This window comes from Cognatiluteimonas weifangensis (assembly GCF_003416885.1).
Lineage (GTDB): Bacteria > Pseudomonadota > Gammaproteobacteria > Xanthomonadales > Xanthomonadaceae > Cognatiluteimonas > Cognatiluteimonas weifangensis.
The window spans coordinates 31935-48862 of the sequence record NZ_QVPD01000008.1 but is presented as its reverse complement, the minus strand read 5'-3'; the positions used below and the strand labels follow the sequence as shown (position 1 = coordinate 48862).

General features: G+C 73.4%; 22 protein-coding genes. 13 read left to right on the top strand and 9 right to left on the bottom strand.

What is annotated here, in order from left to right; all coding sequences use genetic code 11:
• Positions 1-144: 144 nt before the first annotated feature.
• Positions 145-1311, bottom strand: coding sequence for a pyridoxal phosphate-dependent aminotransferase (locus D0Y53_RS08765; protein ID WP_117202901.1), 1167 nt, complete (start codon positions 1309-1311; stop codon positions 145-147).
• 113 nt (positions 1312-1424) lie between these two features.
• Between D0Y53_RS08765 and D0Y53_RS08760 the strand changes: the two genes are divergently transcribed.
• The 13 genes from D0Y53_RS08760 to D0Y53_RS08700 all read left to right on the top strand — a co-directional run bounded on the left by D0Y53_RS08760 (position 1425) and on the right by D0Y53_RS08700 (position 11603).
• Positions 1425-1871 (top strand): DUF3293 domain-containing protein, encoded by a 447-nt coding sequence (locus D0Y53_RS08760; protein ID WP_117202854.1) that lies wholly within the window; start codon positions 1425-1427, stop codon positions 1869-1871.
• A complete protein-coding gene (gene ccmA, locus D0Y53_RS08755) occupies positions 1871-2536 on the top strand; it encodes a heme ABC exporter ATP-binding protein CcmA (RefSeq protein ID WP_117202853.1) in 666 nt (221 codons plus the stop codon). Before D0Y53_RS08760 ends, ccmA begins: the two co-directional genes overlap by 1 nt.
• A 2-nt stretch (positions 2537-2538) precedes the next feature.
• Positions 2539-3225 (top strand): heme exporter protein CcmB, encoded by a 687-nt coding sequence (gene ccmB / locus D0Y53_RS08750; RefSeq protein ID WP_117202852.1) that lies wholly within the window; start codon positions 2539-2541, stop codon positions 3223-3225.
• A 130-nt stretch (positions 3226-3355) separates the two neighbouring features.
• Positions 3356-3934 (top strand): azurin, encoded by a 579-nt coding sequence (gene azu / locus D0Y53_RS08745; protein ID WP_117202851.1) that lies wholly within the window; start codon positions 3356-3358, stop codon positions 3932-3934.
• A 265-nt stretch (positions 3935-4199) separates the two neighbouring features.
• Positions 4200-4949, top strand: coding sequence for a heme ABC transporter permease CcmC (gene ccmC / locus D0Y53_RS08740; protein ID WP_117202850.1), 750 nt, complete (start codon positions 4200-4202; stop codon positions 4947-4949).
• On the top strand, positions 4946-5131 hold the full coding sequence (ccmD, locus tag D0Y53_RS08735; protein WP_117202849.1) for a heme exporter protein CcmD: 186 nt from the start codon (positions 4946-4948) through the stop codon (positions 5129-5131). The genes ccmC and ccmD overlap by 4 nt, the downstream gene beginning before the upstream one ends.
• Entirely contained in the window at positions 5128-5598 is a 471-nt protein-coding gene (gene ccmE, locus D0Y53_RS08730; RefSeq protein WP_117202848.1) for a cytochrome c maturation protein CcmE, read from the top strand. The genes ccmD and ccmE overlap by 4 nt, the downstream gene beginning before the upstream one ends.
• The gene (locus tag D0Y53_RS08725; RefSeq protein WP_117202847.1) at positions 5599-7536 is read left to right on the top strand and encodes a heme lyase CcmF/NrfE family subunit; all 1938 of its coding nucleotides are present in this window, start codon (positions 5599-5601) and stop codon (positions 7534-7536) included. It begins immediately after the preceding gene.
• The gene (locus D0Y53_RS08720; RefSeq protein WP_117202846.1) at positions 7533-8087 is read left to right on the top strand and encodes a DsbE family thiol:disulfide interchange protein; all 555 of its coding nucleotides are present in this window, start codon (positions 7533-7535) and stop codon (positions 8085-8087) included. The genes D0Y53_RS08725 and D0Y53_RS08720 overlap by 4 nt, the downstream gene beginning before the upstream one ends.
• Positions 8084-8554: a cytochrome c-type biogenesis protein gene (locus tag D0Y53_RS08715; RefSeq protein ID WP_117202845.1), complete on the top strand. Its 471-nt coding sequence runs from the start codon at positions 8084-8086 to the stop codon at positions 8552-8554. Before D0Y53_RS08720 ends, D0Y53_RS08715 begins: the two co-directional genes overlap by 4 nt.
• On the top strand, positions 8554-9579 hold the full coding sequence (locus tag D0Y53_RS08710; RefSeq protein WP_117202844.1) for a tetratricopeptide repeat protein: 1026 nt from the start codon (positions 8554-8556) through the stop codon (positions 9577-9579). Before D0Y53_RS08715 ends, D0Y53_RS08710 begins: the two co-directional genes overlap by 1 nt.
• Positions 9580-9769: 190 nt before the next feature.
• Positions 9770-10906, top strand: coding sequence for a homoserine O-acetyltransferase MetX (metX, locus tag D0Y53_RS08705; RefSeq protein ID WP_117202843.1), 1137 nt, complete (start codon positions 9770-9772; stop codon positions 10904-10906).
• Positions 10907-11006: 100 nt separating this feature from the next.
• Complete coding sequence (locus tag D0Y53_RS08700) at positions 11007-11603, top strand: cysteine dioxygenase family protein (protein WP_117202842.1); 597 nt, start codon at positions 11007-11009, stop codon at positions 11601-11603.
• A gap of 5 nt (positions 11604-11608) precedes the next feature.
• Here D0Y53_RS08700 and D0Y53_RS08695 read toward each other — a convergent pair whose 3' ends face one another.
• From D0Y53_RS08695 to gspG, 8 genes are read right to left on the bottom strand one after another with little or no spacing between them, the layout of a single operon-like run.
• Positions 11609-12481, bottom strand: coding sequence for a type II secretion system protein N (locus D0Y53_RS08695; protein ID WP_117202841.1), 873 nt, complete (start codon positions 12479-12481; stop codon positions 11609-11611).
• The gene (gene gspM, locus D0Y53_RS08690; RefSeq protein ID WP_158550627.1) at positions 12478-12957 is read right to left on the bottom strand and encodes a type II secretion system protein GspM; all 480 of its coding nucleotides are present in this window, start codon (positions 12955-12957) and stop codon (positions 12478-12480) included. Before gspM ends, D0Y53_RS08695 begins: the two co-directional genes overlap by 4 nt.
• Entirely contained in the window at positions 12954-14087 is a 1134-nt protein-coding gene (gene gspL, locus D0Y53_RS08685; protein WP_117202839.1) for a type II secretion system protein GspL, read from the bottom strand. Before gspL ends, gspM begins: the two co-directional genes overlap by 4 nt.
• The gene (gene gspK / locus D0Y53_RS08680; protein WP_117202838.1) at positions 14084-15007 is read right to left on the bottom strand and encodes a type II secretion system minor pseudopilin GspK; all 924 of its coding nucleotides are present in this window, start codon (positions 15005-15007) and stop codon (positions 14084-14086) included. Before gspK ends, gspL begins: the two co-directional genes overlap by 4 nt.
• Entirely contained in the window at positions 15004-15639 is a 636-nt protein-coding gene (gspJ, locus tag D0Y53_RS08675) for a type II secretion system minor pseudopilin GspJ (RefSeq protein ID WP_117202837.1), read from the bottom strand. Before gspJ ends, gspK begins: the two co-directional genes overlap by 4 nt.
• A complete protein-coding gene (gene gspI / locus D0Y53_RS08670) occupies positions 15639-16001 on the bottom strand; it encodes a type II secretion system minor pseudopilin GspI (protein WP_117202836.1) in 363 nt (120 codons plus the stop codon). The genes gspJ and gspI overlap by 1 nt, the downstream gene beginning before the upstream one ends.
• Entirely contained in the window at positions 15991-16527 is a 537-nt protein-coding gene (locus D0Y53_RS08665; RefSeq protein ID WP_117202835.1) for a pilus assembly FimT family protein, read from the bottom strand. The genes gspI and D0Y53_RS08665 overlap by 11 nt, the downstream gene beginning before the upstream one ends.
• Entirely contained in the window at positions 16499-16927 is a 429-nt protein-coding gene (gene gspG / locus D0Y53_RS08660; RefSeq protein WP_117202834.1) for a type II secretion system major pseudopilin GspG, read from the bottom strand. The genes D0Y53_RS08665 and gspG overlap by 29 nt, the downstream gene beginning before the upstream one ends.
• Position 16928: the final 1 nt, after the last annotated feature.

Here is a 16928-nt window from a genome sequence, read left to right as displayed (position 1 = left end):
TTGTCGGGCGCAGGCGCGGCCAGGGCGCGCTGCGCGGGGGAATCCATCGCGGCTCACGTCGCTCCTGCAAGGCCGCTCCTGCAAAGCGGCTCCGGCAAAGCGACTCCTGCAAAGCCGTCCGCCGCAGCCGCTCGCGCCGGGCGGCTACAGCTTCTGCAGGCGCTCGATCGCCGCATCCAGGGTGGCCTCGTTCTTGGCGAAGCATAGCCGCGCCAGCCGCTGGCCGGCGGGCGGGGTCCGGTAGAACGGCGACAGCGGGATCGCGGCGACGCCGTGCTCCACGGTCAGCCAGCGGCAGAACGCGAGGTCGTCCAGATCGCTGACCGCCGAATAGTCCACCAGCTGGAAATAGCCGCCCGGCACCGGCAGCGGCTGCAGCTTCGTCGTCAGCAGCTGCGCGCGGAAACGGTCGCGCTTGGCCTCGTAGAACGTGCCCAGGCGCTCGTAGTGCTCCGGCTCGGCGTCGATCATCGCCGCGAACGCGTGCTGCGCCGGCGCGAAACTGCAGAAGGTGTTGTACTGGTGGACCTTGCGGAACTCCGCGCTCAGCGCCGGCGGCGCGATGCAGTAGCCGAGCTTCCAGCCGGTGCAGTGGTAGGTCTTGCCGAAACTGGAGACGACGAACGCGCGTTCGCGCAGTTCCGGGTACCGCAACACGGTTTCGTGGCGCGCGCCGTCGAACACGATGTGCTCGTAGACCTCGTCGGCCAGCAGCACGATGTCCGTGCCCGCCAGCAGCCCGGCGATGGCGGCCATGTCGCCGGCGCCGAGCGTCGCGCCGGACGGGTTGTGCGGGCTGTTGATCATCAGCATCCGCGTCCTCGGCGTGATCGTGGCGCGCACCCTGTCCCAGTCGGGCGCGAAACTCGCCGGACCGCCGCCCGGCGCTCCCAGCGGCACGTGCACGGCCGTCGCCCCGGCCAGTTCGATCGCCGGCTCGTAGCAGTCGTAGCACGGGTCCAGCACGATCACTTCCTCGCCCGCCCGGACCACGGCGTGGACCGCGTCGAAGATCGCCTCGGAGGCGCCGGAAGTGACCGTGACTTCCGCGTCCGCGTCCGGACGCCAGCCGTAGCAGCGCTCGGTCTTGGCCGCGATCGCCCGGCGCAGGGCCGGAATTCCGGTCATCGGCGGGTACTGGTTGTGGCCGGCGCGCATGGCGCGGTCCAGCTCCTCGACCAGCCGCGGCGGGACCGCGAAATCGGGGAACCCCTGGCCGAGGTTGACCGCCCGGTGCTCGGTCGCCAGCTGCGACATCACGCTGAAGATGGTGGTGCCGACCCTGGGCAGCTTGGTCGGGGGAAAAGGCATGGCGTCGGGCATCGGCGATGACGGAGTCGTTACAATGCCGGCCTTTGTAGCACGGTTGCAGGTCGTCGCCGGTGAGCAGGTTCGCGTTGGACGATGTCCGCGTCATTGCCCTGATGCGGGCCTATCTGGATGCCGAGTACCGCTGGGAATGGGGCGGGGAGTGGTATCCGCTGCGGGCCGGGGCGCCGGTGCCGGACCTGGAGGCGACCTTCCCCGACGGCCGCGAGTTCGGCCTGGTCTCGGCCTGGAATCCGCATTCGATGGTGCAGCCCGAGGAAGCCAACCGCAGCGCCGACACCGCGCTGCACGCCGCGCTGCGCGCCAGCGGCGCCGTCTACCGGCCTGCGTTCTCCTCGGCCCGCAACCGCAGCTGGCGCGAGCCCAGCTGGCTGACGGTGGACCTGCCGCTGGCCGAGCTGGACGCGCTCGGCCGCCGCTTCGGGCAGCTCGCCAACCTGTACTGCCGGCGTGGCGAGCCGCTGCGGCTGCGCATGTACCACGCCCGTCCGCTGGCGCTGGAAGCGGCCTTCGTCGACTGGCTGCCGGCGGTCGCAGGCTGATGCCCGGCGCCGCGCCGCCACCGCTGCTCGCCGTCCGCGGCCTGAGCTTCGCCCGCAACGAGATCCCGGTGTTCGGCCCGCTGGATTTCAGCGTCGACGCCGGCGAGGCGCTGCTGGTGCAGGGCGACAACGGCGCCGGCAAGACCACCCTGCTGCGGGTGCTGGCCGGCCTGCTGCCGGCCGATGCCGGCGAGATCGCGATCGAGGGCCAGCCCGCCGGCGCCTCGCTGCGGGCCCGCGCGATCGCCTACCTGGGCCACCTGCCGGCGCTCAAGGCCGACCTGACCGCACTGGAGAACCTGCACTTTTCCTGCGGCCTGTTCGGCCGTCGCCGCGGCCAGCTGCCGGGCAACGCGCTGGGCATGGTTGGCCTGGCCGGATACGAGGACACCCTGGTCCGGCAACTGTCGGCCGGGCAGAAGCGGCGCCTGTCGCTGGCACGGCTGTGGCTGATGCCGACGCCGCTGTGGTTGCTGGACGAGCCCTACGCCAACCTCGACCTGGACGGCATCACCCTGGTCAACCGCATGGTGCAGGCGCATCTGCGCGGCGGCGGCGCGGCCCTGCTGACCACCCACGGCGCCTATGCGGCGCCGCCGGTGCGCACGCGGATGCTGACCCTGGGCGGCGGCGCGCAGACGGCCGCACTGCCGGAGCCGGGCTAGCCGTGGACGCCGATCCGGGATTGGCCCAGGCCGGGCGCGCGCTGCTGGCGCGCGACGCGCGGCTGCTGTGGCGGCGGCGCGGCGACGCGCTGCAGCCGGCGCTGTTCGCGCTGCTGGTGGTGGTGCTGTTCGCGCTGGCGCTGGGCGCCGAGGCGCAGGCGCTGGCGCGGGCAGCCGCGGCGGTGCTGTGGCTGGCGGTGCTGCTGGCCGGGTTGCTGGCGCTGGACACGCTGTTCCGCGGCGATGCCGAGGATGGCTCGCTGGAGCAATGGATGCTGGCGCCGGTGCCGCTGGCCTGGCTGGTGCTGGTGCGCACCGGCATGCACTGGGCGAGTACCGCGCTGCCGCTGCTGCTGGCCACGCCGTTCCTGGCCGAGTTGCTGCACCTGCCGCGCGCGCAACTGCCGGTGCTGCTGACCTCGCTGGCGCTGGGCACGCCACTGCTGAGCCTGCTCGGCGCGGTGGTCGCCGCGTTGACGGTGGGCATGCGCCGCTCCGGCATCCTGGTCGCGCTGCTGGCGCTGCCGCTGTACGTGCCGGTGCTGGTGTTCGGTGCCGGCAGCGTCGCCGCCGCGGCCCAAGGCCTGGACCCGACCGGTGCGCTGCTACTGCTGGGCGCCGGGCTGGCGCTGGCGCTGGTGCTGGCACCATTGGCGGCCGCGGCCGCGATCCGGATCGCCAGCACTTGAGCCAGATCATGCATCCGGCAGGTCAATAGGCGCAAAATTCGCACGAGGCCGTCCGACCCGGCGACGCGTGATGCCGCCGCGACCGCGACCTTACCCTTTCTCATTCCCATTTTTTCGACGAGGTTCATCGATGAACATCCGACTGACCATGCTGACTGCGGCCTGCGCACTTGCGCTGGCGGGCTGCGCCGACAAGTCCGAAGCGCCGGCCGCACCGGCCGCCGCCCCCGCGACCGAAGCCCCGGCCGCAGCGGCCGAAGCGCCTGCCGCCGAAGCGCCGGCCGCAGCCGAGGCGCCCGCCGCCGGCGCCGCCGCGGTCGTCGCCGACTGCAGCACCACGATCGAAAGCACCGACGCCATGCAGTACAACGCCGCTTCGATCGCGGTCCCGGCCTCCTGCACCGAGTTCACCATCAACCTCAAGCACACCGGCACGATGCCGGTCGGGGCGATGGGCCACAACCTGGTGATCTCCAGCCAGGCCGACATGGCCGGCGTGCTCGCCGACGGCGTCGCCGCCGGCGCGGCCAGCGACTACGTCAAGGCCGACGACGCGCGCGTGATCGCGCACACCAAGCTGATCGGCGGCGGCGAAAGCACCTCGGTCACCTTCCCGGTGGCCAAGCTGCAGGGTGCGGGTCCGTTCGAGTTCTTCTGCTCCTTCCCCGGCCACTCGGCCATGATGAAGGGCAGCATCGCCGTCCAGTAACGGCGCTTGCCGCGGCAATCCGGCACGCGGACGTCCGCCACGGCGGGCGCTCGCGTGCCCTGCGGCATTCAGGTACATGGCAGCGCGTGCAGTCGTGCCGTCGCGCGCCGCCGTCCGGGCGCAACCGCACCGCGACCCGATCCCGGCCGGACCGCAGCAGCCGCAGGTCCGATCCGCACTCCCTTAAGACATGCCGCACCTGTCGCGCCGCGGCGCATGAGACAATGGCGCCCCTGCATTCGTGCCCGAGGGCGCGCGTTCACGCATGAATCCCGTCGTCCGCTGGTTCCACCAACTCGGCTCGCCTCCCTACTTCGACCGCTTCGCCGCGCGCTGGGCCCCGTGGGCCTACCTGCTGGCGCTCGCGACGATGGCCTGGGGCCTGTACGGCGCGCTGTTCCTGGTGCCGGCCGACTACCAGCAGGGCGACAGTTTCCGCATCCTCTACATCCACGTGCCCAGCGCCTGGATGAGCACGGCGATATACGCCTTGATGGCCGCCTACGCCGCGATCGCCCTGATCTGGCGGATCAAGCTGTGCGAGATCCTGGCGATGGCCTGCGCGCCGATCGGCGCCGCCTTCACCCTGATCACCCTGGCGACCGGCGCGATCTGGGGCAAGCCGATGTGGGGTACGTGGTGGGATTGGGATCCGCGCCTGACCACCGAGCTGATCCTGCTGTTCCTGTACCTGGGCGTGATCGGCCTGTACCACGCGATCGACGACCGCCGCGCCGCCGCGCGCGCCGCCGGCCTGCTGGCGATCGTCGGCGTGGCGCTGCTGCCGGTGATCCGCTGGTCGGTGGTGTGGTGGAATTCGCTGCACCAGGGCCAGACGATCCGGCTGCTCGGCGAGTCGGCGATGGACCCGAGCATGCTGCCGCCGCTGTGGTGGATGGCGCTGGGCACCCACGCCTGGTTCGTCGGCTCGCTGCTGGCGCGCGCGCGCGCCGACAACCTGCGTCGCGAGGCCGCCAAGGACTGGGTCCGCCGGCAGGCGGAGGCCGCGCCATGAGCTACCAGAACTATGTGCTCGCCGCCTACCTCGTGTTCGCCGCGGTACTGCTGTGGGACTTCGTCGCCCCGCGCCTGGCCGTCCGCCAGCAGCTGCGCGCCGCGCGCCTGCGGGCGGCGCGCCTGCAGGCCGGCCGCCGCGGCGACGCGTCCGCCAACGTCGATCCGGAGACGCCCCGATGAACCCGACCCGCAAACGCCGCCTGCTGCTGATCCTGGCGCTGATCGCCGCCGCCGCGATCGCCACCACGCTGGTGGCGCTGGCCCTGCAGCGCAACGTCGCCTATCTGTACACGCCCTCGGAGGTGCTGCGCGGAGAAGCCGGCGCGCACGCGCGCTTCCGCCTCGGCGGCATGGTCGCGGCCGGCTCGTTCCGGCGCGCACCGGGTTCGATGGAGGCGCACTTCGAGGTCGACGACGGCGACGCGCGGCTGCCGGTCGTGTACTCCGGGATCCTGCCCGACCTGTTCCGCGAGCAGCAGGCGGTGGTCGCTACCGGCCGCATGCGCGGCGATACCTTCGTCGCCGAACAGGTGCTGGCCAAGCACGACGAGACCTACATGCCCAAGGAAGTCGCCGACAAGATGCAGGCCGCGCACCGCAAGCACGACGTGCCGGCGTCCGCCGACACCCCGACGGACGCGCAGTAAGTGCTACCCGAACTCGGACAGGTCGCGCTGCTTCTGGCGCTGCTGGTCGCGGCGCTGCAGGGGCTGCTGCCGCTGGTCGGCGCGCAGCGCGGCAACCGGGCGTGGATGGCGGTCGCGCGCCCGGCGGCGTATGCGCAGCTGCTGCTGGTGGCGGGCGCCTTCGCCATCCTCACCTACGGCTTCGTGGCGCAGGACTTCTCGCTGCGCTACGTCGCCCAGAACTCCAACTCGCTGCTGCCCTGGTTCTACCGCTACACCGCGGTGTGGGGCGCGCACGAGGGCTCGCTGCTGCTGTGGGCGCTGATCCTGGCGCTGTGGACCGGCGCGGTGGCGCGCTTCTCGCGGCGGTTGCCGGATGTGGTGGTGGCGCGCGTGCTCGGGGTGATGGGACTGGTCGCGGTCGGCTTCCTCGCGTTCCTGCTCTTCACCAGCAACCCGTTCGAGCGCCTGCTGCCGGCCGCGGCCGAAGGCCACGACCTCAACCCGCTGCTGCAGGACCCGGGGATGATCGCGCATCCGCCGATGCTGTACCTGGGCTACGTCGGCTTCAGCGTGCCGTTCGCGTTCGCGATCGCGGCGTTGCTGGACGGCAACATCGATGCCCGCTGGCTGCGCTGGACGCGGCCGTGGACCAACGTGGCCTGGGCGTTCCTCACCTGCGGCATCGCGATCGGCTCCTGGTGGGCCTACTACGAGCTCGGCTGGGGCGGCTGGTGGTTCTGGGACCCGGTGGAGAACGCCAGCTTCATGCCGTGGCTGGCCGGCGCCGCGCTGCTGCACTCGCAGGCGGTGACCGAGAAGCGCGGGTCTTTCCGCGGCTGGACGTTGCTGCTGGCGATCGCCGCGTTCTCGCTGTCGCTGCTGGGCACCTTCCTGGTGCGCTCGGGGGTGCTGACCAGCGTGCACGCCTTCGCCGCCGACCCCGCACGCGGGCTGTTCATCCTGATCTTCCTGGGCATCGTCATCGGCGGCTCGCTGCTGCTGTACGCGCTGCGCGCGCCGGGCACCGCGGCGCAGACGCCCGACCCGAAGCAGTACTTCGCCGTCGCCTCGCGCGAGACCCTGCTGCTGCTCAACAACCTGCTGCTGACCTCGGCCTGCGCGATGGTGCTGCTGGGTACGCTGTACCCGCTGCTGGCCGATGCGCTGGAGCTGGGCAAGATCTCGGTCGGCCCGCCGTATTTCGCGCTGCTGTTCGTGCTGCTGATGGCGCCGATGGTGCTGCTGCTGCCGTTCGGCCCGCTGACGCGCTGGCAGCGCGAGCAGGCCTCGCGCCCGCTGGCGCTGCTGCTGCCGTGGGCCGGGCTGGCGCTGGGAATCGGCGTCGCCGCGTTCTTCCTCGCGCCGCAGGGCGCCTGGAAGGCCGCGGCCGGGCTGACCGGCGCCGCCTGGGTGCTGGCCGGCACCGCGCGCTTCGTCTGGACCCGGCTGCGCGGCGGCGCGGGCAGCCGCTACACCGCCGAAATGCTGGGCATGACCCTGGCGCACGCCGGCGTCGGTGTGTTCCTGGTCGGCGCGTTGCTGACCGAAGGCCTGAGCGTGCAGCGCGAGCTGGCGCTGGCGCCCGGGCAGTCGGTGACGCTGGCCGGACACGACTTCCGGTTCGATGGCGTCCAGCGTCGCCCAGGCCCCAACTACATCGCCGACCACGGCACCGTGCAGGTGCTGCGTGAGGGACGCGCCGTCAACACGCTGCATCCGGAAAAACGCAGCTACGCCGCCGGCGGCCAGATCATGACCGAGGCGGCGATCGACGCCGGTTTCCTGCGCGACCTCTATGTCGCCCTCGGCGAGCCGCTGGGCGACGGCGCCTGGGCGGTGCGCGTGCACGTCAAGCCGTTCGTGCGCTGGATCTGGCTGGGCGCGGCGCTGATGGCGCTGGGCGGCCTGGTCGCCGCCACCGACCGCCGTTTCCGGCGCCGGGAGCCGGCCGCATGAACGCTGCCCGGGCCGGTCGCTGGTTGCCGCTGGCGGCGTTCGCGGCGCTGGTGCTGCTGCTGGGCGCGGGCGTGTGGCTGAGCCGCAAGCCCAACCGCGAGGCGCTGCCCTCGCCGCTGATCGGCAAGCCGGCGCCGGCGTTCGCGCTGCCGCTGCTGCACGAGCCCGGGCGCCTGGTCACGCGCGACGAACTCAAGGGTGCGCCGTTCGTGCTCAACGTCTGGGGCAGCTGGTGCGCGTCCTGCCGCGAGGAACACCCGGTGCTGACCCGCTTCGCCGAAAGCAAGCGGGTGCGCGTGATCGGCTACAACTGGAAGGACGAGCCCGCCGACGCCAAGCGCTGGCTGGAGCGGTTCGGCAATCCGTTCTGGATGGTGCTGACCGACTACGAAGGCCGCTACGCGATCGACTGGGGCATCTACGGCGCACCGGAAACCTACCTGGTGGACGCCGCCGGCATCATCCGCTGGAAGCACGTGGGCCCGCTGACCGACGCCACCGTGCGCGACGAGCTGTTGCCGGCGCTGGCCCGCGCGGAGGCCGGCCGATGACGCGCTGGCTGCTCGCATTGCTGCTCGCGCTGACGCCGCTGGCCGCCCTGGCGCAGGCGGGAGGCGACCCGGCGCCGCTGCAGTTCCACGACCGCGCCGAGGAAGCGCGCTTCCACGCACTGGCCAGCGATCTGCGCTGCGTGATGTGCCAGAACCAGTCGCTGGCCGACTCCAACGCGCAGATCGCCCACGACCTGCGCCGCGAGGTGCTGACGCTGATGCGCCAGGGCAAGACCGACGCCCAGGTCAAGCAATTCCTGGTGGCGCGCTACGGCGAGTTCGTGCTGTACCAGCCGCGGGTCGAGTCGAAGACCTGGCTGCTGTGGTTCGGGCCGGCGCTGCTGCTGCTGCTGGGCGGGCTGGCGGTCGCGCGCGTGGTGCGCCGGCACGCCGGCAGTGCTCCCGCGGCCGCGGCGGGCCAGACCACCGCCGACGCTGCCGACGACGACCGCAAGCAGGAGTGGTGATGACCGGCAACGATGCTGTTTTCGTCGCCCTCGCCGGCGCCCTGACGCTGCTGGTGCTGGCATACGTGCTGCGGCCGCTGTGGCGCGAGCGTTCCGCGCGCCTGGCCGTGGTCGCCATCGTCGCGGCGCTGGCACTGGCGGCGTTCGGCCTGTACCGGCTGGTCGGCACGCCGGCCGCGCTGGATCCGGCCGCACGCCGCGCGCCGGCCACGCTGGAGGACGCGGTCGCGCAGCTGGAAGCGCAACTGCAGCGCGAGCCGCAACAACGCGACGGCTGGCGCCTGCTCGGACGCGCCTACGCCGCCCGGCAACAGCTGCAGAAGGCGCGCGAGGCCTTCGCCCGCGCCGCACAACTGGCGCCGGAAGATCCCGACGTGCTGGTCGAGGCCGCCGAGGCGCGGGCGCTGGCCGACCCGCAGCACCGCTTCGATGCGCAAGGCCTGGCCCTGCTGCAGCGTGCGCTGCAGCTGCAGCCGCAACACCAGCGCGCGCGCTGGTTCCTGGGCATCAGCCAGCGCCAGCAGGGCCACCCGGCGGACGCGGCGCAGACCTGGGAACCGTTGCTGGCGCAGGTCGACGCAGCCACCGCGGCCTCGCTGCGCGCGCAGATCGACGCGGCCCGCGTCGAGGCCGGCCTGGCGCCGTTGCCGGCCGCGCCCGCGGCTGCGGCCGGCCCCGGCCTGCAGGTGCGGGTACGGCTCGACCCTGCGCTCGCCGCGCGCCTGCGTCTGCGCGGCGACGCCAGCGTGTTCGTGATCGCGCGTGCGCCCGACGGCCCGCCGATGCCGGTCGCGGCCGAGAAGCACGGCATCGCCGAACTGCCCTTCACCACCACCCTCGACGACGCCGACAGCCTGATGCCGACGCAGAAGTTGTCAGCGCTGGCGGAAGTGGAAGTGCTGGCGCGGCTGTCGCAAAGCGGCGACGCCAGCGCGCAGGACGGTGATCTGCTGTCCGCACCGGTGCGCGTGCGCCTGCCGGCGACCGCGCCGGTCGAACTGGTCATCGGCCAGGATCCGCCGTGAGCCCGCGCCGGTCGTAGGCGCCACGCGAGCCCCGATGCTTCGGGACCGGATACCGCAAGACAGTCGCGGCTGACGCCGCATTTGCGCAACGGTTTTCGGCGGACCGACAGAGGCGCCGGACAGCCGGCGGCGCCTGGACTCCACGCACGCCTTCCCGGACCGGCGGCCGCCGCCCGTTAAACTGTGCGCCATGACCGAATTCATTCCACCCGGCACGCGCTTCCTCGACCTGCCCTCGCCGTTCGCGATGAAGCGCGGCGGCGTGCTGCACGGCGCGCGCATCGCCTACGAGACCTGGGGCACGCTCGACGCCGCGCGCGGCAACGCGATCCTGATCCTCACCGGGCTGTCGCCCGACGCCCACGCCGCCGCCAGCGCGGACAATCCCGCGCCCGGCTGGTGGGAGGCGATGCTCGGCCCGGGCAAGCCGATCGACACCACGCGCTGGTTCGTGGTCTGCGTCAATTCGCTGGGCAGCTGCAAGGGTTCGACCGGCCCGGCCTCGATCGACCCGGCCTGCGGCCGCCCCTATCGCCTGGACTTTCCCGAGCTCTCGCTCGAGGACGGCGCCAACGCCGCCTTCCACGTGATGCAGGCGCTGGGCATCGCGCGGCTGGCGTGCGTGATCGGCAACTCGATGGGCGCCATGGCCGCGCTCGCCTACCTGCTGCTGCACCCGGGCGCCGCCCGCGCGCACATCAACATTTCCGGCGCCGCGCACGCACTGCCGTTCTCGATCGCGATCCGCTCGCTGCAGCGCGAGGCCATCCGCCTGGATCCGGACTGGAACCACGGCGACTACGACGAGCAACACTACCCCGAGTCCGGCATGCGCATGGCGCGCAAGCTCGGCGTGATCACCTACCGCTCGGCGCTGGAATGGGACGGCCGTTTCGGCCGCGTGCGCCTGGATTCGGACCGCCGCGACGACGAGGACCCGTTCGGGCTCGAGTTCGAGGTCGAAAGCTACCTGGAGGCGCACGCGCGCCGCTTCGTGCGCAAGTTCGACCCCAACTGCTACCTCTACCTCAGCCGCTCGATGGACTGGTTCGACCTGGCCGAATACTGCGGCACGCCCTGCGGCGACCGCGGCAACGACGTGCTGCAGGTGCTGGCGCGGATCCGGGTCGACCAGGCGCTGGCGATCGGCGTGACCACCGACATCCTGTTCCCGCTGCAACAACAGCAGCAGATCGCCGACGGCCTGCGCGCCGGCGGCGCCGACGCCCGCTTCCTGCCGCTGGACTCGCCGCAGGGCCACGATGCCTTCCTGGTGGACATGGCCCGCTTCGGACCGGCGGTCGGCGAGTTCCTCGCCACGCTGTAGTGGCGCTTCCGGGCGGTCCGTTGTGCCGCCCGGGCGGGGGAAATCCGGGCCCGCAAGGCGGCGGCGGCCGGGGTACGCCGGCCCGAGCTAGAATCCGGGCATGAACGACGCCAGCCGACCCGACCTCGATTTCCCCGGCCGCGACAAGCTGGTCCAGGCCCTCGATGCCGCCGTCGCCGGCAGCGACGACTTGCACGCGGTCACCGCGGCGCTGCGCATCGCCCTGTGCGAGCTGATCGGCGACCGCGACGTGCGACTGCCCGCCTGCGTGCACGAGCCGGTCGCCGACCACTACGCCCGCCGCGAGCTGTACCGCAGCCCCGCGCACGGCTACAGCGTGGTCGCCATGACCTGGGGGCCGGGCCAGGGCACGCCGATCCACGACCACAGCGGCCTGTGGTGCGTGGAAGGGGTGTGGGCCGGCGAGCTGGAGATCACCCAGTACGAGCTGCTGGAGCGCGACGGCGAGCGTTTCCGCTTCCGCGCCGCCGGCGGCATCCACGCCGGCCCCGGCAGCGCCGGCAGCCTGATCCCGCCGCACGAATACCACGCCATCGGCAACCCCAGCGCCGACGCCATCGCGATCTCGCTGCACATCTACCAGGCGGAGATGGCGTGCTGCTCGATGTTCCTGCCGCAGCAGGGCGAGTGGCACCTGCGCGCTCCCAAGACACTGGCGACCGACGCCGCGGCGTAACGGCGTCAATCCCCGCGTCCCCTAGCCGACGGCATCCCGCCGCGCCCGGCAAGCCGACCGCCCGCGTCCTGCCCCCGGCGCCCGCCGGCGCCGCGCCGCTCATCGCCGCCCGTGCCAGCGTCCGCCGCGTGCCGGCCGAGCGGAACGAGACCCGGCCCCCCGCCGCGCAGAACCAGTACCCGGCGACCGTCGGGCAGCGGGTCGCCCAGCATTTGCAGCAGGGGCACGGCCGCGGCACTGCGCGCGCCCAGCAACAGACGGACGCGATGACGCGGCCCATCGATCACGAAATCGCCGGACACCGACAGCGGGCCGCTCTGATCGCGGACACGGCCATGCACCCGCCGATCGTCGGCCAGCGCGAAGCTCGCATGCAGTTCTCCCAGGGCCAGCGCGGTCGCGCCGCGCAGCGCCGCCTCCTGCCAGGCCAGTTCGCCGGCGAGCGCGGTCATGCGGCCATCGGCGAACACGGCCCGCGGGATCGTTATCCGCACCCGCCCCTGCGGTTGCAGCACTCCGACCCGGCCGCGAAACCAGTAGGCCGGCAGCGTGGCGCGCAGGTCGCGCAGCTCGGTCCGCCGCGGGCCGCGCAGCAACCGCACCGTGGCCGTCCCCGCGCCGCTCAGCCGCAGGTCGAACGCGAGCCGGCCGCGCAGCAGCGCCGCCGGCCGCAACGTCCAGGTCAGCGCCCCGAGCTCGCGTCCGCGCCAGCGCACCTGCGCCACGCGGCCATGCCACCAGGTCCCGCGCACGTCTTCCAGCGCCAGCGCAGCCCCCCCGGGTCGCCCCCAGGCCAGCAGCGACGAAGCCGGCAGCGTCGCCAGCACCGTGCCGGCGAACAGCGCGCAGGCTGCCGCGAACCACAGCCAGCGCGTCATGCGTCGCCTGCGAGCAACGCCACCCGCGCATCCACGCGCCCGGCGCCGGAGGCGCGCTGCAGCGAAAGCTCCTCGATGCGCAGGCCTTCGGCCGCGCGCTGCTGCAACCAGCCGGCCAGGACATCGAAATCGGCCCCGCTGAATTGCGCGCTGACCCGCTGCGGGCCCTGCGGCTGGATCGCGACCAGGCTGCCGCCGAGGCCGGCCTCGCGCGCGCTGGCATCCACCCGCGCCAGCAGCGAACGCGTGTCCCGCACCCGCGCCGGCGCGCCACCGAGCGCCGCCAACCGCGCCGAGGCCGGACGCATCCACGCCAGCGCCGCCGCGTTCGCCATCGCCTCCTCGCGCAGTGCCGTGCGCGAGGCGGCCAGCGGCACCCACAGCAGCGCCCAGCCGAGCAAGCCGGCGGCCACCACGGTGCCGACCGCCGCGACCCGGCGGTCGCGCGGCGACAGTCCACGCCAGCGCGCGGTCACGGCGCCGCTCCCAGCCGCAGGCGGCCCTGCACACCGCGCGATCCCGGCGTGGTGCCGGCGATCTCCGCGCTCAGCCCGGCGCGCGCCAGTCGCTGCCGCAGCGCATCGAGATCAGCGACGCTGCCGGCCTGCACGACCAGCTCCAGGCGGCGTTCGCGGTACTCGAGCGATTCGAGCGACAGGCCGGCGTCGGCCGCGAGCGCCGGCGCCAGACGCGTCAGCAGGCCGAGGACGCCATCGCCAGGCCCCAGGCCGCGGGCCGCCAGCGCCGCCTGCAGTTGCCGCGCCGGATCCTCGACCGCGCCCGCCGACGGCACCGCGCGACGATAGAGCTGCGCCATTTCGGCGCGCTGCGCGGCGACCCGGGTCGCCAGCTTGTGGCGATCCAGCAGCGGATGCAATCCTGCCAGCAGCAACGCCGCCGCCGCCAGCACGGCGGCCCTGCGCCAGCGCCTGACCAGGCCGTCGGTGCGCCGGCGCGGGGCGTACGCGCCCTGCAGCAGATTCGGTTGCGGCACAGTTGCCTGCGCGGCGAAGGCCTGCAGGGCATGCGTCACGACGTGCGACGTCTGCGCCGGCACGGGCGATCGGCTGTCGCCCACCAGCCAGGTCTCCACGTCCGCCAGGCTGGCGTCCAGCGCGGCCAGCGCAGCGATTTCGTCGCCCTCCCCGGCCAGCGCGCCGGCTTCCGCGCGGCGCAGCACGCATTGCCCGCCATCGACCAGCAGCGCCGGTCGCGGCGGCTGCCAGGGCAAGGCCAGCGCTTCGGACGACAGCGCGTCCGGCTCGATCCCGGCTTCGCGCAGCTGCGCCAGCCAGTCGTCCAGTTGCGCGCGCGCGACCACCGCCACGCACAGCCGCGTGCCGTCGTGGCTGCGCGCCCAGGCCACGTGCTGCGACTCGATCGGCGCCACCAGCTGCTCCTCGATCAGGAACGGCAACGCCTGCGCCCACTGGCGTTCGTTGCCGGCGGGCGGCGCGAGGTCCAGCAGCAGCACGGCTGGGGCCGGCACCAGCACGAGCACGCGATCCTCGCGTCGCGGCGCCGGCCAACCGGCGTGGACGACGCCGTCGGCATCCAGCCATTCGCTGCCGCCGTCGGCCCGCAGCCGCAGCAGGAGCCGGCTCATGGCCGCGGCTCCCGGCGCAGGCCGCCGCGCGTACGCGCGATCACTCGCACCCGGTCCGGCAGGCGCTGCAACTGGCTACGGTAGCCAAAGGCGATGCCGTCGGCCACGATCGTCGCCTCGGCCTGGAAGTAGCGGCTGCCGACCGCGCAGGCGGACAGGTCCGGCACCGGCGCGCCTTCGCGCTGCAGCGCCCGGCGCACCGCCGCCAGGTCCGGATACATGGCGCCGTCGCCGCGCGCCAGCCGCTGCGCCATCGCCGGCGTGATCGCATCGTCCAGGGTCAGCCACAGCACTGCCGGGGCGGTATTGAGGTTGAGCCGCTGGTCCGTCGGCAGCGCGCAGAGCAGAGGCGCCAACGCCTGCCAGGCGTCGCCGGTCATCGCCGGCAGGCGCCGCAGTTCGCCGGCGTCCAGCAGCGCGGCATTGGCGGTGCGGGCGCCAGCGTAGGCGTCGTCTTCCGCGCCGCCGTCCTGCACGCTGGCGTCGGCATCGATGTAGTCGGCGGCCTGCGACGCCAGCGCGCGCGGCAACTGCAACGCCCGCAACAGCCGCGCGAAGCGGCGCAGCGCCCGAGGATCGGTGCTGCCGCCGGGCGCCAGCGCATTGACGTTGAAACAGCCGCCCAGATCGCGCAGGCGGCCCTCGATGCGCGCGCCGGGGAGTTCCAGCGGCGGCATCGGCCGCGCCCAGGCTTCGCCGAAGCCGTCCACCGGCCCGCTCGCGCGCAGGTCGGCGAGCAGGCCCGCGGCGGCCCAGGCTTCCAGCCCGCCCAGCAATTGCCGGCTTTGTTCCGCGCGCCAGCCATTGCGCAACCGCGCCCGGGTGAGTTCCCCGGCATCCAGCAGCGCCGCCACCAGCAGCATCGCCAGCGCCACCACCAGCAAGGCGACTACCAGGGCCACGCCGCGTTGCCGCCTCATGGCGCGGTCCCCGCGGCCTGCGCCAGCTCGATCACGCGCCGGAAGCGGCCCTGCCCCTGCAGCCGGAAGTCGAGCTCGACCCCGCGCGGCAACGCGTCCGCCGGCATTTCCGGCAGCGGCCAGCGCGCCGTGGTGGTGCCGTCGCCCATGAGATAACGCAGGCGGCAATCGCTGACCTGCTCCAGCACGACAGCGTCCTCGCGCGCGGTCGCAGCGGTGCGGTCCGGCGCAGCCCAGCGCGTGCGTCGCAACTGGCCGTCGGCGCAGGTCCAGGCCAGGCGCTGCGGCGTCGGCGCGGCGGCGGGCATGCCCGGCGCCGGCAACCAGGCGCTGACCTCCAGCCGCTCCGCACTGCCTGCCAGCGCCGGTTGCCGCCGGTTGCGCTCGTCGCGGATCGATCGCGGCAGGGCCGCGCCCAGATCGCGTTCGAAACGCGCCATCGCGCGCTGCAGCCGCGCCAGCTGCGCGGCCTGCACGTCGAACGTGCGGCGGACACGGACGATCGCATCCAGCCCGCCCCAGGCCAGCGACGCCACCACGGCGAAGATCGCCACGGCCACGAGCAGCTCCAGCAGGGTGAAGCCCCGGTTCGCGCGCGCTGCAACGCCCCTGGCGAGCGATATGGCCGGCATCACGGCGCCCCCGAAAAACCGTCGAGCGTCAGCACCCGGCGGCCCTGCGGATGGGCGACCTCGACCGCGAGCCGGCGCACGCCCGGCACCGGGGTCGGCGTCACTGTCAGCCGCCAGCGCCAGCGCACGCGGCCCATCTCCATCTCGCCATTGCGCGTGCCCTCGATCGGTACCGCGCCGGCCAGGCGCGCGTCGGCAATCACGTTCGCCGCCACCCACTGCGCGCAGCTGCGCTGGCGCGCATCGACCAGGCCGGCGCCCTGCAGGCCCGCGGTACGGATCAGCGCCGCCATCGCCAGCGCCAGCACCGCCAGCGCCACCAGCACTTCCAGCAGCGAGAAGCCGGACACCTCAGCGCGCATCGTCGCTCTCCAGCCGCAAGTCCCCGGCGCTGTCGCCGTGCAGCGACCAGTGCCGGCGTGCAGGCCCGTGCAGTTCGAGCACGAACGGCGTCAGTCCGCCGCCGGCCAGGCACAGCGCCTGTGCGCCGGTCGCGCCATCCTCCGGCAGCGCCGGCAGCGGCGCCTCGACGCGCAGTTCCAGCGTCACCTCCGGATCCAGCCGCCGCGGCCGCAGCGCTTCGTGCGGCGCGTCCGCGAACGCCCGCCAGGCGCCGTCGCCGTAGCGGCCGAACACGAGCCGGTCCTGCTCCACCGCGATGCCGATGTCCTCGCCGCTCAGCTCGGCGCGCTCGCAGGCGAGCGCGACCAGCGCCTGCGCGCGCGCCGCGGCCTGCTCGGCGCGACGCGCATCGGTCCGCGGAAACGCCAGTGTCGCCGCCCCCAGCAGCACCGAGGCGATCGCCAGCCCGACCAGCAGTTCGATCAGGGTGCTGCCGCGCGCACCGCCGCGCGCGCGGTTACCGCTGCCAGTTGCCGACATCGCCATCGATGCCCTCGCCGCCGGGTTTGCCGTCCGCGCCCTGGGTCCAGACGTCGATCTCGCCGTGCCGGCCCGGATTGAGGTACTGGTATTCGCGGTCCCACGGATCGCGCGGCAGCGTCGCCAGGTAACCGCCTTCGCGCCAGCCGGAGGCCGCGGACGGCCGCGTCACCAGCGCCGCCAGGCCCTGCTCGCTGCTCGGGTAGGCGTAGTTGTCGAGCCGGTACATGTCCAGCGCGGCGACGATCGCGGCCACGTCCTGGGCCGCGCGCACCGCGCGCGCATCGTCCGGGCGGCTCATCACCCGCGGCACCACCACCGCGGCGAGGATGCCCAGGATCACCACCACCACCAGCACCTCGACCAGGGTGAAGCCGGCCGCCGGCGACTCGGTTGTCTTGTTCATG

What these genes read in the sequence shown, in the direction of transcription:
- D0Y53_RS08765 (WP_117202901.1), bottom strand. Translation starts at nt 1,311, where the DNA reads ATGCCTTTTCCCCCGACCAAGCTGCCCAGGGTCGGCACCACCATCTTC.
- D0Y53_RS08760 (WP_117202854.1), top strand. Translation starts at nt 1,425, where the DNA reads ATGCGGGCCTATCTGGATGCCGAGTACCGCTGGGAATGGGGCGGGGAG.
- ccmA (WP_117202853.1), top strand. Translation starts at nt 1,871, where the DNA reads ATGCCCGGCGCCGCGCCGCCACCGCTGCTCGCCGTCCGCGGCCTGAGC.
- azu (WP_117202851.1), top strand. Translation starts at nt 3,356, where the DNA reads ATGAACATCCGACTGACCATGCTGACTGCGGCCTGCGCACTTGCGCTG.
- ccmC (WP_117202850.1), top strand. Translation starts at nt 4,200, where the DNA reads ATGAATCCCGTCGTCCGCTGGTTCCACCAACTCGGCTCGCCTCCCTAC.
- ccmD (WP_117202849.1), top strand. Translation starts at nt 4,946, where the DNA reads ATGAGCTACCAGAACTATGTGCTCGCCGCCTACCTCGTGTTCGCCGCG.
- ccmE (WP_117202848.1), top strand. Translation starts at nt 5,128, where the DNA reads ATGAACCCGACCCGCAAACGCCGCCTGCTGCTGATCCTGGCGCTGATC.
- D0Y53_RS08720 (WP_117202846.1), top strand. Translation starts at nt 7,533, where the DNA reads ATGAACGCTGCCCGGGCCGGTCGCTGGTTGCCGCTGGCGGCGTTCGCG.
- D0Y53_RS08715 (WP_117202845.1), top strand. Translation starts at nt 8,084, where the DNA reads ATGACGCGCTGGCTGCTCGCATTGCTGCTCGCGCTGACGCCGCTGGCC.
- D0Y53_RS08710 (WP_117202844.1), top strand. Translation starts at nt 8,554, where the DNA reads ATGACCGGCAACGATGCTGTTTTCGTCGCCCTCGCCGGCGCCCTGACG.
- metX (WP_117202843.1), top strand. Translation starts at nt 9,770, where the DNA reads ATGACCGAATTCATTCCACCCGGCACGCGCTTCCTCGACCTGCCCTCG.
- D0Y53_RS08700 (WP_117202842.1), top strand. Translation starts at nt 11,007, where the DNA reads ATGAACGACGCCAGCCGACCCGACCTCGATTTCCCCGGCCGCGACAAG.
- D0Y53_RS08695 (WP_117202841.1), bottom strand. Translation starts at nt 12,481, where the DNA reads ATGACGCGCTGGCTGTGGTTCGCGGCAGCCTGCGCGCTGTTCGCCGGC.
- gspL (WP_117202839.1), bottom strand. Translation starts at nt 14,087, where the DNA reads ATGAGCCGGCTCCTGCTGCGGCTGCGGGCCGACGGCGGCAGCGAATGG.
- gspK (WP_117202838.1), bottom strand. Translation starts at nt 15,007, where the DNA reads ATGAGGCGGCAACGCGGCGTGGCCCTGGTAGTCGCCTTGCTGGTGGTG.
- gspJ (WP_117202837.1), bottom strand. Translation starts at nt 15,639, where the DNA reads ATGCCGGCCATATCGCTCGCCAGGGGCGTTGCAGCGCGCGCGAACCGG.
- gspI (WP_117202836.1), bottom strand. Translation starts at nt 16,001, where the DNA reads ATGCGCGCTGAGGTGTCCGGCTTCTCGCTGCTGGAAGTGCTGGTGGCG.
- D0Y53_RS08665 (WP_117202835.1), bottom strand. Translation starts at nt 16,527, where the DNA reads ATGGCGATGTCGGCAACTGGCAGCGGTAACCGCGCGCGCGGCGGTGCG.
- gspG (WP_117202834.1), bottom strand. Translation starts at nt 16,927, where the DNA reads ATGAACAAGACAACCGAGTCGCCGGCGGCCGGCTTCACCCTGGTCGAG.